The 12,640-nt window shown below is 33.4% G+C and carries 14 protein-coding genes and 1 other RNA gene; 3 read left to right on the forward strand and 12 right to left on the reverse strand.

Annotated elements, in window-relative coordinates:
- Positions 1–20 precede the first annotated feature (20 nt).
- Entirely contained in the window at positions 21–2,180 is a 2,160-nt protein-coding gene (locus DS830_RS04250; RefSeq protein WP_118908370.1) for an LTA synthase family protein, read from the forward strand.
- Positions 2,181–2,249: 69 nt separating this feature from the next.
- Here the strand turns inward: DS830_RS04250 and DS830_RS04255 are convergent, their stop codons facing one another.
- The 3 genes from DS830_RS04255 to DS830_RS04265 are packed head-to-tail and all read right to left on the reverse strand — an operon-like array spanning position 2,250 to position 5,290.
- The gene (locus tag DS830_RS04255; protein WP_118908371.1) at positions 2,250–3,719 is read right to left on the reverse strand and encodes a sensor histidine kinase; all 1,470 of its coding nucleotides are present in this window, start codon (positions 3,717–3,719) and stop codon (positions 2,250–2,252) included.
- On the reverse strand, positions 3,716–4,438 hold the full coding sequence (locus tag DS830_RS04260) for a response regulator transcription factor (RefSeq protein ID WP_118902331.1): 723 nt from the start codon (positions 4,436–4,438) through the stop codon (positions 3,716–3,718). Before DS830_RS04260 ends, DS830_RS04255 begins: the two co-directional genes overlap by 4 nt.
- Positions 4,439–4,462: 24 nt before the next feature.
- Positions 4,463–5,290: a Cof-type HAD-IIB family hydrolase gene (locus DS830_RS04265; RefSeq protein WP_118908372.1), complete on the reverse strand. Its 828-nt coding sequence runs from the start codon at positions 5,288–5,290 to the stop codon at positions 4,463–4,465.
- Positions 5,291–5,435: 145 nt separating this feature from the next.
- Here DS830_RS04265 and DS830_RS04270 point away from each other — a divergent pair, with 145 nt between their 5' ends.
- Entirely contained in the window at positions 5,436–5,909 is a 474-nt protein-coding gene (locus DS830_RS04270; RefSeq protein WP_162887515.1) for a nucleoside 2-deoxyribosyltransferase, read from the forward strand.
- A 42-nt stretch (positions 5,910–5,951) separates the two neighbouring features.
- Here the strand turns inward: DS830_RS04270 and DS830_RS04275 are convergent, their stop codons facing one another.
- On the reverse strand, positions 5,952–6,149 hold the full coding sequence (locus DS830_RS04275; protein WP_118908374.1) for a hypothetical protein: 198 nt from the start codon (positions 6,147–6,149) through the stop codon (positions 5,952–5,954).
- A 12-nt stretch (positions 6,150–6,161) separates the two neighbouring features.
- Positions 6,162–6,809 carry a C40 family peptidase gene (locus DS830_RS09045; RefSeq protein WP_118908375.1) on the reverse strand — a complete coding sequence of 216 codons (648 nt, stop codon included), beginning with the start codon at positions 6,807–6,809 and terminating at the stop codon, positions 6,162–6,164.
- A 184-nt stretch (positions 6,810–6,993) separates the two neighbouring features.
- On the opposite strand from DS830_RS09045, the gene DS830_RS04285 reads away from it, so the two are divergent.
- Positions 6,994–8,163, forward strand: coding sequence for an iron-containing alcohol dehydrogenase (locus DS830_RS04285; RefSeq protein ID WP_118908376.1), 1,170 nt, complete (start codon positions 6,994–6,996; stop codon positions 8,161–8,163).
- A gap of 141 nt (positions 8,164–8,304) precedes the next feature.
- On the opposite strand, the gene ssrA is transcribed toward DS830_RS04285, so the two are convergent.
- The 7 genes from ssrA to comGC form a co-directional block, all read right to left on the reverse strand.
- Positions 8,305–8,672: a transfer-messenger RNA gene (ssrA, locus tag DS830_RS04290) on the reverse strand.
- A 120-nt stretch (positions 8,673–8,792) separates the two neighbouring features.
- A complete protein-coding gene (locus tag DS830_RS04295) occupies positions 8,793–9,983 on the reverse strand; it encodes an acetate/propionate family kinase (protein WP_118902349.1) in 1,191 nt (396 codons plus the stop codon).
- 1 nt (position 9,984) lies between these two features.
- The gene (locus DS830_RS04300; RefSeq protein WP_162887516.1) at positions 9,985–11,013 is read right to left on the reverse strand and encodes a class I SAM-dependent methyltransferase; all 1,029 of its coding nucleotides are present in this window, start codon (positions 11,011–11,013) and stop codon (positions 9,985–9,987) included.
- 211 nt (positions 11,014–11,224) lie between these two features.
- Entirely contained in the window at positions 11,225–11,578 is a 354-nt protein-coding gene (locus DS830_RS04305) for a ComGF family competence protein (protein WP_162887517.1), read from the reverse strand.
- A gap of 46 nt (positions 11,579–11,624) precedes the next feature.
- Positions 11,625–11,930, reverse strand: a complete 306-nt coding sequence (locus DS830_RS04310; protein WP_118908379.1) for a hypothetical protein — start codon at positions 11,928–11,930, stop codon at positions 11,625–11,627.
- Positions 11,914–12,372 carry a hypothetical protein gene (locus DS830_RS04315; RefSeq protein ID WP_118902361.1) on the reverse strand — a complete coding sequence of 153 codons (459 nt, stop codon included), beginning with the start codon at positions 12,370–12,372 and terminating at the stop codon, positions 11,914–11,916. The genes DS830_RS04310 and DS830_RS04315 overlap by 17 nt, the downstream gene beginning before the upstream one ends.
- Positions 12,341–12,640, reverse strand: coding sequence for a competence type IV pilus major pilin ComGC (comGC, locus tag DS830_RS04320; RefSeq protein ID WP_118902364.1), 300 nt, complete (start codon positions 12,638–12,640; stop codon positions 12,341–12,343). The genes DS830_RS04315 and comGC overlap by 32 nt, the downstream gene beginning before the upstream one ends.

A 12,640-nucleotide genomic window follows, 5' to 3' on the forward strand; every position in this document is an offset into this window, starting at 1 on the left:
ATCTGGAGAGAAAAGTATTAATGATGACAACGAAATTAAAACAACTTTTAAAACAGCGTACTGGTTGGATTTTATTATTAGTGATTTTTATTTGGATCAAAACAGTTATTGCGTATTATTTAGACTTTAATATGGGAGCAATGGATCCATTACAGCATTTTCTAATGATTCTCAATCCGATTGCTTCGACGCTTTTATTGATGAGTTTGACCTTATATTTTAAAAAGCCTAGTACAACTTATATTACCGCAATGATTATTTATCTTTTAGAAACTATTTTGTTATACAGCAACATTTTGTATTATCGCGAATTTAATGATTTTATTAGTTTTAATACTATTATGAGTGTTGGTAAGGTTTCTAAAGGTCTTGGCAGTAGCGCCATCGCGATGGCTCAGGCTCATGATTGGATTTACTTTGTGGATTTTGCCGTTATAATCATTTTATTCTTTACCAAAAAAATCAAGATTGACCATCGACCTTACAGTCGCTTACAAGCTTTTACAGTAACTAGTATAGCTTTATTTGGTTTAGTCTTAAACTTATTTTTGGCTGAATTAAGTCGACCTCAATTACTAGTGCGTACTTTTGATCGAACTTATATTGTCAAATACTTAGGACTAAATTCCTTTTTAACTTATGATGGTTTGAAAACTGCTCAGAGCAATTCGTTGCGTTCAGGAGCACAAGGCACTAGTATGGATCCAGTTTTAAAATTTGTTAATCAAAATTATGCTGCGCCTAATCCCCAATATGCTGGTGTAGGACGCGGCAAAAATGTGATCATCATCCACTTAGAAAGCTTTCAACAGTTTTTAATTGATAGCAAGGTTAAAGATCAAGAAGTAACGCCCTTTCTCAATAGTTTATATCATGATGATAATACCTTATCGTTTTCCAATTTTTTCCATGAGGTGGGTCAAGGTAAAACTAGTGATGCTGAAACAATGTTAGAAACCAGTTTATTTGGTTTACCTGAGGGATCTTTCTTTACTAGTTTAGGTACTAATAACACTTTTCAAGCAGCACCTGCCATCTTAGATCAACAGCAAGGCTACACGAGTGCAGTTTTTCATGGTAATATTGGATCATTTTGGAGTCGTGATACTGTTTATAAAAATATGGGCTATCATTATTTCTTTGATCAAAAATATTACCAACAAACTGCTGACAGTAACACTTATTGGGGCAGTAAAGATAAATTACTCTTTTCTGAAAGTGTTAAATATTTAGAGCAGCTGCAACAACCATTTTATGCCAAATTTTTAACAGTGACTAACCACAACCCTTATGAACTATCAGATACTGATACTGAGGGCTTTGAAAAGCCTGATACCCCTAATACTATGGTTAATAATTATTTTGCTACAGCACATTATCTCGATGAAGCTTTGCGTGAATTTTTTGATTACTTAAAAGCTAGTGGTTTATATAATAATTCCATCGTTGTCTTATATGGTGATCACTTTGGTCTGAACGAAGGTGATGAAAAAGCACTAGCTCCTTTATTAAATCGTGACCCTGATACCTGGACTACATTTGATCACTTACAATTACAACGAGTGCCTTTCATGATTCATATGCCTGGACTGAAAGGTGGCATTCAAAAGCAATATGGTGGTGAAATTGATGCCTTACCTACTTTATTACATCTTTTAGGTGTCAATACTAAGCCATATATCTTTATGGGAACAGATTTATTATCACCTCAGCATAATCAAAATGTTATTTTCCGTAATCATTCCTTCGTTACCCCTAAATACACTGTTGTAAATAGTAATAATGACAAATTAACGATTTATCAAAATAGTAACGGTGAACTTTTAACCAATCCTGATCCGCTCATTCAAAAACGCCTTCAAAAAATTTCTCAGCAAAAAGTTCACGAATTAGAACTATCTGATATGATTAATAAAACCAACTTGTTACGTTTTTACACACCTGCTGATTTTAAACCTGTTAATCCTAAAAATTATAATTACCAAAATCAATATCAGCAGCTGTTAAAAATTCGCAATAACTTAGGTGAACACTCGACCAGTCTTTTTTCCAAAAATGGTAATAAGTCCACAACGGGACTTTATAAAACTAATGCTCCAGAACTTCAAAATAACAATGCTGCCCTTTACGAAATTCCTCAATTGAATAATTCTCCTAATAGCAATTCTTCCAGTAAATAAATTATAAAATCTTAAAAGGCTGAGACCAACAATTGTCTCAGCCTTTTAAATATATTTATCTAATCATTATTAACTGTCTTTCTTTTTTGTAATAATTGTTTCATCATAAAAGATTAACGTAAAAGTAGTCCCAACATTTAATTCACTGTGCACTTTAATCTTACCTTGATGTTGTTGCATTAACTGATGAACAATTGCTAGACCTAAACCAGATTCACCATATTTAGTACTTTTACGTGAGGGATCGGCCTTATAATATCTTTCCCAAATATTTTTAACTTGATCTTTACTCATTCCAATACCATTATCAGTAATAGTAATAGTTGTTGTCGCCAAATCAGAATCATGTATGGCTTTAATTATGACTGTACCATTTTTAGTAAATTGAATTGCATTTTGTGTGATATTAAAAATAATTTGAATAAAACGATCATAATCTGCATACACTGTAGCCTTTTCATCCACAATTAGTTGAAGCTGATCTTGAGCTGCTTCTGCTTTTTTAGTTAGTTGCGAAACAATATTTTCTAAAGGTGACTTAATGGCAAAAGTTCTCTGATGCAGAGGTATTTGATTAGTTCTAATTTTTTCATAGTCAAGATTTTCATTGACTAAGCGAATTAGCCGTTTAGTTTCATTCCGCATTAAAGTAATGCTTTTATCACGTGATTCTTCCGGAATAGCATTGTAAGCTAATCCTTCTAACAAACCATTAATTGTTGTTAATGGTGTGCGCATTTCGTGAGCCGCATCGGCCATAAAATCTTTTCGTCGCTGTTCTTGACGTTCAATCTCTTCATCAGATTTTTGCAACGAATGAGTCATTTCATTAAAGTCCGAAGCTAAATCATCAATTTCGTCTCGCCCATTTTGTGTAATTTGGACACTAAAATCACCAGCAGCCACTTGCTTTGTTGCCCGTCTTAAGCGATCAATTCTTTTAACTTGCCAGTTGGCTAAAAACCAACTCATAATGACTGCAATAATTGTCGAAATTAAAAACGCCAAAATTACATTATTTTTAATAGAATTAATACTTGTTTCCACTGCTGAAACTTCGGCCCCAACCCACAAAATTGCTACTAAATTATTGTCTTTATCAAACCAAGGTTTAATAATATAAGTCATCGGATGTTTACGAAATAAAGGTGCTTGTTGATTATGATTACTATTGCGTTCTCGGATAACGGTACCAGCGTTTAACAATTTCCATGTCCGATGATCAAAAGATGGTTCATTAGTAACAGAAGGATACAGTTCATGTCCGCGCTTGTCAAACATAGCAAAAGTCACTTTTTCATTGGCCAAAACATCTTGCACCGAAGCAAAAGTTTCTGGAGTTATATTTTGAATATTCCCAGTTGCTGGATTTACTCTGAGTGCCATCGCCTGTAAGTTATCAGAATAGCCTTCCATCTGCATCCAAGTCTGTTGATAAGCCATATTTTCACTGTAGTGATAAATAGCAAAAGCAATAATACTCAAACAAGTAACAACAACTACTAAAAATCCGAGCATATATTGATAAATTAACTTCATTTAGTTTGCACGTCCGAATCGTCAAATTTATATCCTACTCCCCAAACAGTTTGTATAATTTGAGGACCTACTTGTTCTACTTTATGACGTAATTTTTTAATATGGGCATCAACTGTCCGTTCATCACCAAAATAATCATAACCCCAAACTTGTTGTAACAGTTGTTCACGTGTAAATACTTGCTTAGGTTTACTAGAAAGTGCCTTTAATAAATCAAACTCTTTAGGTGTTAAATCGGGAATTTCTTGCTCTAATAAGTATGCTTCTCGAGTTGCACTACTTAATTTAAAATGTTTAGTTTGAATATCAAATTTTTTTTCTTGCGCTTTTTCTTGCGCTTTATGTTCTTCTTGTAAGCCTGAGCGCCGATATAAGGCTTTAATACGCGCAATTAGAGTAATAGGACTAAAAGGCTTAGTCACATATTCATCTGCATATTCTAATCCTAAAACTTGATCACTTTCAGAATCGCGTGCTGTTAACATGATAATCGGTACTGTTTGTGATACATCACGGATTTCTTTAGCTACTTCCATCCCATCTTTGCCCGGCAAATTTAAATCTAAGGTAATGACATCCCATTCTTGCGCATGTTGATTAAATAACTCTATTGCTTCATCACCATCATAGGCAAAAACAACTTCCCAATTTTCCTTTTGAAAAAACATTGACATCATTTCTGAAACAGATTTATTATCCTCAATCATTAGTAATTTCATGTGTTCTCATTTCCCATCTATCAATTAGTTATTAGTTAAGATAAACTTCTTAATGACTTCTGCCACTGCATCATGATTATAATCATTAGATGTTACATAATTAGCAGCATCTTTAACCTCTTTGGCAGCATTTTGAACAGCTACACCTAATCCTGCAACTCTAATCATACTCAAATCATTAGTATTGTCACCAATGGCAATAATTTCAGTAGGCTTAATATTTAAAATTTCAGCTAATTCTAATAGTCCCTTGCCCTTATTAATCCCCGCTTTATTAAATTCCATATATCGATTTGACGAATAAGTACAGGTAGTATCTGTCAGAATATCTTGCGGAATTTGTGAGTGTAAATCATCAAGATTAGCTCGTTCTTTATCTTTGTACAACATTTTAATTAAAGGCTGATTTTGTAAAAAATCTAAAGATGGCTCATCAAAAACATGATAAGCAAATCCCATTTTATCAAGATAATTTTTTTCGTCATTTTCGATATTATATACATAAATATCTGTTAGAGTGTAGATATGCATTGTGGCTTTATTTTTTACACCTACTTGAAATAACGTATTCACTGTGGCAAAATCCATCAATGTTTTAGCAATTACTCGTTCATTTCTATTTTCAGTAATTGCACTGCCATTAAAAGAAATAACATACTCATTGCTGGCCTCGGTCAAATTTAATTCTGATAAGGTTTGATGAATTAAAGTAAAACCACGACCTGTATTGGGAACAAAAATAACCCCCAAATCCCGGGCCATTGCAATTGCTTCCTGCGTTTTTTGACCGACGTGTTTTTCGTCATTTAGTAATGTTTCATCTAAGTCACTTGCAACTAATTTATATTTCATATTTATAAAACTCCTATTATTATTATACTTAGTTTACTGTATCATTAATGTTGCTAAAATTAAAATTCACCTGATTATTTTTAAGATTTATTATCGTAATTTATTTGTCTCATGTATAATAAAATAAAAAACAATGGAGACAAAGATGACTAAAAAGAACATTCTTTATTTTGCCTGTTCCTGGTTTTCAACACAAGAAAAAGAATTTATGGAAAAAGGACAACAAGCTTTAAAACAAAATCCCACTGTTGACTGGGAAAATACCTTTCGCCCCTTAGAACATCAATATCACAATATTGATGTTAGCCAGCATCCTGAAGCTCTTGCCGATCCAGCTTGGCAAATGGGAACTTTTCGTAATGACTTGTTTGGTATTGATCGTGCAGATTTTGTTTGTGGCTTATTTTTGCCCCAAAAACCAGATTCTGGTATGGCTTTTGAGTATGGTTACGCTTACGCAACTCATACGCCAATTGTTTCTGTTATTCCAGATGATGATCAATCCGAAATTAATTTAATGCTTTTACCTAGTGTGACTCGTTATTTACACTTAAGCGAACTAGCCACTTTTGATTTCAATCAAATAGAATTTGATTTATTTTCTGCAACTGCATTTTAGTTTCCAAAAAGCGATATCTCTTATTTGAGAGATATCGCTTTTTTAATGATGTATTAAAATTATTATTCCTAATACAAATAAAAGAATTCCAATTAAACCTGTAATTGCAGCTAGTAGTTTCATTAATTGACTAATATTAATATCTTTTTTATGGAATCCTTCTTGAAAGTTACGAAAGGCATAAAAAATTTGTCCAATCGCAATAATAATTAAGCCAATACCAACAATTACTCGTAACATTTAAAGCTCCTGTTAGTTGTTATTTAAACGTCGGCCAAAAGAAGGAGTAAACCATTGTAACTTACCTACTTTTACGTTTTGACCAGGTGCTGGAGCATGGATATATTGACCATTGCCTAAATAAATTGCAACATGCTCAGCCGTTCCTACATCTCCCCAAAACAATAAATCTCCGGGTTTAATCTGTGATAATGGTACATAAGTACCATAAGTACTTTGTTGCTGTGAAGTACGCGGCAAATTAATACCATTTTCGCGAGCAGTATACTGCACTAAACCTGAACAGTCAAAACCATTAGGTGTGCTTCCGCCCCAAACATATGGTACCCCTAAATATTTTTGCGCTGTCTGAGTTAAATCAGTTGCTGAAAAATCGGCCGCTACATCTTCAAAATCTATATTAGAAAAGATAGTCGTTGTGGTTGTAGTAGTTTGAACAGGTGCCAGCGTTGTAACAGGTGCAGACTGTGGCGCAAATGCTGCTGCATTAACAACAATTGGTTCTGCAGTTTTCACTGTTTTATCAGTTACAGCTATTTCAGGATTTTCTTGATGACTGACAACAATATCTTGTGCAAATACAGTGGTAGTTGATACAGACGTTAATCCCACACAGACGCCTAAAGCTGCTAATATTGGTAAAGATAATCTCAAATTCATTAATGTTTCCCCTTTATTGCCTTCAATCTATTAATTATCATAACATAATTGTCTATAGGATGGCACTTTTCTTCCAATTTCCAGTGCAAGAAAGTTTGTTTGTGAAATTACAATCAAACCGTTTACAAGTTACTTTCAGGGTGCTATATTTAAGTTGCTGACAAAGCAGATTGGAGATTATCTTATGAAAGAAAATTTTGATTTTTTAATGCCTAGTGTGAACTTTTTTGGTAAAGGTGTTATCAAAAAAATCGGTAACAGAGCCCAAATGCTTAATATGCATAAGCCGTTAATTGTTACTGATAAATTTTTACGAAAAATGGATAATGGTCCTGTTGAACAAACTTTAAATTCCTTAAAGGAAGCTAAAGTTGATTATGTTATTTATGATGGTGTTGAACCTAACCCTAAAGTACGGAATATTGAAGCCGCTAAAAAAATTTATTTAGATAATAATTGTGACAGTATTATCACTGTTGGTGGTGGCTCATCTCACGATGCTGGTAAAGGTACAGGTATTATCCTTACTAATGGTGACGATATTACTAAATTGGCTGGCATTGAAACTCTTGAAAATCCCCTGCCACCGCTCATGGCTGTTAATACAACTGCTGGAACCGCTTCCGAATTAACTCGCCATTGTGTTATTACTAATGAAGAAACTAAACTTAAATTTGTTGTCGTCTCTTGGCGTAACGTACCATTAGTATCATTTAATGATCCAATGTTAATGTTAGATGTTCCTGTAGGACTCACAGCAGCAACGGGGATGGATACCTTTGTACAAGCTATTGAACCTTACGTATCTACTAATCGTAACGAAATTACTGATGGTCAATGTGTTCAAGCTATTAAATTAGTAGAAGAAAGTCTTCGCGAAGTAGTTGCTAATGGTCATAATATTGAAGCTCGTACCAAAATGGTTGAAGCCGAAATGTTAGGTGGCATGGCTTTTAATAATGCTGATTTAGGTTATGTTCATGCCATGGCTCATCAATTAGGCGGTCAATACGATGCTCCCCATGGCGTATGTTGTGCTATTTTATTACCTATCGTGGAAAAATATAACATTATTGCTTGTCCTGAAAGATTTGCACAGTTAGCTGAGATTATGGGTGAAGATACAACAGGACTTTCAACTCGTGATGCTGCTGAATTATCCATTAAAGCAATGCGTCAAATGTGTGATGATGTTCATATTCCTCGTAGTATTAAATCAATGGGAGCTAAACCGGAGGATTTTGAATTAATGGCAGAAAATGCTCTCAAAGATGGTAATGCTCCTTCTAATCCTCGTAAAGGTACTAAAGAAGAAATTGTTCAACTATTCCAAGAAGCATATGATGCTGAATAACTAATAATTCAATAACAAATAGAACCAATAAGCAATCAAATTTTTAATTGATTGCTTATTTTAATTTAAAAACCAAAAAAGCCCCGAACCACTTGGTGGCTCAAGGCTTTGACTGCTATTGGTTAAAGATGAATAAATCTAAAATGGAGATGAGGAGAATCGAACTCCTGTCCATACATACTGCCACACCAGCATCTACATCCATAGTCATACTATTTATAGTTCACCGTTAAGAACGCTGTATGACTGAGCTAACCTTAACGGCTAGCCTGGAAGTCTCTTTCTAGTTGCTCAGGTGGTGCAACTAGACGTAGCTCAATTTTTTAAGACCCAATTTAACCCTTGAGCGAAGCTAAACGGATCACGCTAAAAACTGTTTTTAAGCAGCTAAAGCGTAAGAATTATTATTATTTTTTGCAGTTATAATTTAACTGTAACGTTTTTACGTAGACGTAACCTACGAGATGCAACCAGTGCTCAACTACATATGTCGAATCCATAACATCCCCGTTAAGCAACAACAAGTATAATCCAAATAATATCATATTTCAAGTAATATCAAAATAAAATACCTCATTACTGCAAACATTAAATGTTTTGCAATAATGAGGTAATAGACTTAAATGATTTTACTTAACTAAACGTTCAAATTCATGAACGATCATTAATTCTTCATCGGTGGGAACTACTAAAGCTGTAATTTTTGAATCTGGAGCGGAAATTTGACGGATACCTTTGCCATTTTCATTAGCTGCTTGATCTACTTTCATACCTAAGAAGTTAAAATTATCCATAATTGCTTGTCGAATAACGGGATTATTTTCTCCCATCCCAGCTGTAAAAATCATAACATCTATACCGTGCATTTCAGCAATATACGAACCTATATATTTAACGATTCGATTAATAAAGACTTCAATAGCTAACTTAGCATCAGGATTACTATCCTTTGCGGAAATCAAATCCCGCATATCAGGAGAAATACCAGATATTCCCTTTAATCCTGATTCATTATTCAGAATATCGATCATTTCGTGAATATCATTAATCTGTAATTTTTCCATTAAAAATGCAACTAACGAAATATCAATATCGCCAGCACGTGAACTCATCGTTACTCCTGAAATTGGTGTAAATCCCATTGAAGTATCAAAAGAATGTCCATCCTTAATAGCGGTTACAGATACGCCACTGCCCATATGCAAGCTAATCATTTTTTGTTGGCTATAAGGAATGTCTAAAAATTCAGCTGCCTTATGGGAAACATAATCATGACTAGTACCATGGGCACCATAACGATGAGCACCAAATTTTTCATCATATTCTTTCGGTATTGAATATACTTGATTCATTTTAGGTAATTTTTTGTGGAAAGTTGTATCAAAGACTGCAACTTGTGGAACTTCAGGAAGCATTTGCGCAAATGCCTCAATACCCTTTCTTTCTGCGGGATTATGCAATGGTGCATACTCATCAATTTGAGATAGCTTAGATAAACTTTGCTCATTTAACAAAGTTGAATCATCAAAATATGGTCCCCCAGAAACTACTCGATGACCAATTCCTGAAATATCTTGAACGTCGTTAATAACATTTAAATCTAATAGTTGTTTAATTAGAATTTCTACAGCTTGGACATGACTGTTAATAGGAATTTCTTGTGTATGTTTTTGTCCTTGATAAGTAATTTCAAAAACTGAATGATCCAACCCCAGTCGGTCAACCATCCCTTTAACAATCACTTCTTCTTCAGGCAAAGCAAATAGTTTGAATTTTAAGGTAGAACTACCCGAATTTACTACTAAAACCTTCCGCTTCATATCATTTCTCCCAATCAAATGTTTTTTGACTCCAATTTTGTAATTGGTTCTTAAACTTAATTATATCACTGGTATCGCTTAGATTGGGGATTTGTCCCATTAATACCTCTTTGGTTTGTTTGGCGTTTGCGCCGTGGCGTTGTAAAACAACCAATGATTTTTCGGCAGCTTCACTTGTAAATAAAGATTGTGGCAAGCTTAACACGGCTTGCAAATATACTGAATTTACTAACCAATGTGCTAAAGTTGATGCTTGATCAGTTTGAAAAATTTGGGAAGGCACAATAAATATGCCAATACCTCCTGCGTGCACATTTTTCATTGATTGTTCCATAATCAGGTGATGAGCGTAAGAATGACCAGATTGAGCTTTAGTTTGAAAATTTAAAGTATTTTCATCAAGTGGATAATAACCTACTGGTAAATCTGCCAAAATCAAATCATAATCGCTGACAATCCAATCAGCAACTGCATCTTGATGATATAAATCGATTTCACTTTTTAAGGCGTTTCCAATAGCAGCAGCCAGTTCTAATGAATTATGATCATTATCAATGCCATGCATCGACAAACCCAAAGTGGTACTTTTTTTCAATTCTAAGTTGGTTTCAATTAATAAATTACCTGTGCCTACTGTGGAATCCATTGTTTCCAAAGTTTTGCGCGGATAGTTACGAAACACTTCTGCTATCACCAGTGAACTTAAAGTTCCGATTACATCCGGTGTCATCAACAAGTTTACATCTAATTGATCAATCTTTTGCGCTTTGATAACGGCAAACTCTAAAGCACGCTTTATATCTAACAAAGAATAATCATTCAAATTAAAATTTTGATATTTTTGATCTAGCTGTTGGGCTTGTTCTCTAGTAGGATAGCCGTCTTCAACATAAGTTTTTTGTTCCAGAATATTAAAAATATTTTCCGATAAAGCTTCTCGATAAGAAATATTTAAAATCTTTCGCAATTCTTCAGTCGTTTGATCAATAAAACCAAATATTTGGTTCAACGGCTTTTTTATTTGAGCCATATATCCATCCCCTAATATCATAACATCTGTTAATATATGTTAACGGAAATTATCTTATTTAGCAAAGGTTATAATTTTTTGTGAATAAATATAATCAAGCTGCTGATAGTTTTTTAACTCTTGTGTATAAAAATTCAAGTAAGCTAGTATCAAAATACATTCAATATTCAACAATAAAACTGCAATTAGAGTTGTTGATGCAGACCGTTTTTTATTGAAAGTCAAGATAATATTCCCACTTTCTTTGGAATTGGTCAATAGCATTTATTTGCACAGTATGTCCTTTAGTTATGAAGTTAATATTTTGTTGATTTAACAATAAGGGCATATGTCCTTCTGTCTTTCCTGTAACCCGCAACATATTGTGATAAACCTGTAAATGATATATCTTATGAGGAAATTTATAATTAGCACCTGATTCAAATTCAATCGTTTTATTATCTGCTTTAATTAAAGAAGCATCTGCTGTTAATTGTTCCAAGCGCAACATGGAAATAGCCCAGCTGCTTTCATTTTGAAATAGGTGTTTGTTATTATTATGATAGGAATTAATTAAAAAGACCATTATCGAGAAAGTTAGTATTAAAATAAATAAAGAAACAAGGGCTTCACTAAGTAAAAAAGCGGAATGTTTTTTGTTTGCGATCATACTCCAAAGATTGGTTTTTTTGGTAAATTTCAAGTTTTTTTCCTCGATTATAAAAATAATACTTTTTATTTTTAAGTGTTATCTGCGTGATATCTGGATGCTGTATTTTTTGCCAGCAAGCTAATTTCAAAAAAGACCTTTGTTGAACTTGCTGTACTTTTTGTTGAGTAGGAATAATACAAAGTGGAATCACTGCCACAGCTTGTAAAACCAAAAAAAATCCTAACATATTATCTAATAGTAAAAATGCCTTATGTTTTGTCTTCAACTATCTCTCCCCAATGCATTTGAACTGTTAACTTGAACTGTTGCTTTGTAGTTCTGGAAGTAAAAATTATTTTTTGTGGTGTGACTTCTCCGCAAGTGATACGAATAAATGGTTTTTGTAAACGGCACTCCAATTCTGCCGGTAGTTTTTGTGTATATGATCTTTCTGGATGCACAGGATCAATAAACTGCAATTGATGCTTTTGAGAATTAAAGCTTAAATCACGCACTTCATTATATAAAAAGGAATCATTAACCAAATTATGCCAGTTACTTTGAAAAGCAATAACGGCAATTTTTTCCTGTTGTAATTCTAATTGTTCATGATAATTAATTGTTGGTAACAATAAAAGTGCACAGACTATTCCTAAAGTGATAACAGCTTCAATTAAAGTAAATGCAGCTATGGGCTTATTTATTTGGTGCCACCACATTACCATCATTAATCTTATAACCATCTTTAACGGCCTTTTTGGCTTGTGATTCAGATAAGTAATGTTCTTTTTCTAGAATTTCCCAACTTGGATTTTGACCATCGTACATATCTACTTGAGTTTGTAAGGTAGTTCTAAAAGCAGCATTTGTTTTATTTTCGGCAGATTTTTTTTGTTGATTCACATTAGGAATAATAATTAACAATAATAAAGAAATAATAAATAAAACAATAACCATTTCAATTAATGTAAAGGCAGAATGTTTAGTTTTAAGCAA

Origin of the sequence: Bombilactobacillus bombi, from assembly GCF_003522965.1 — a bacterium.
Classification (GTDB): domain Bacteria; phylum Bacillota; class Bacilli; order Lactobacillales; family Lactobacillaceae; genus Bombilactobacillus; species Bombilactobacillus bombi.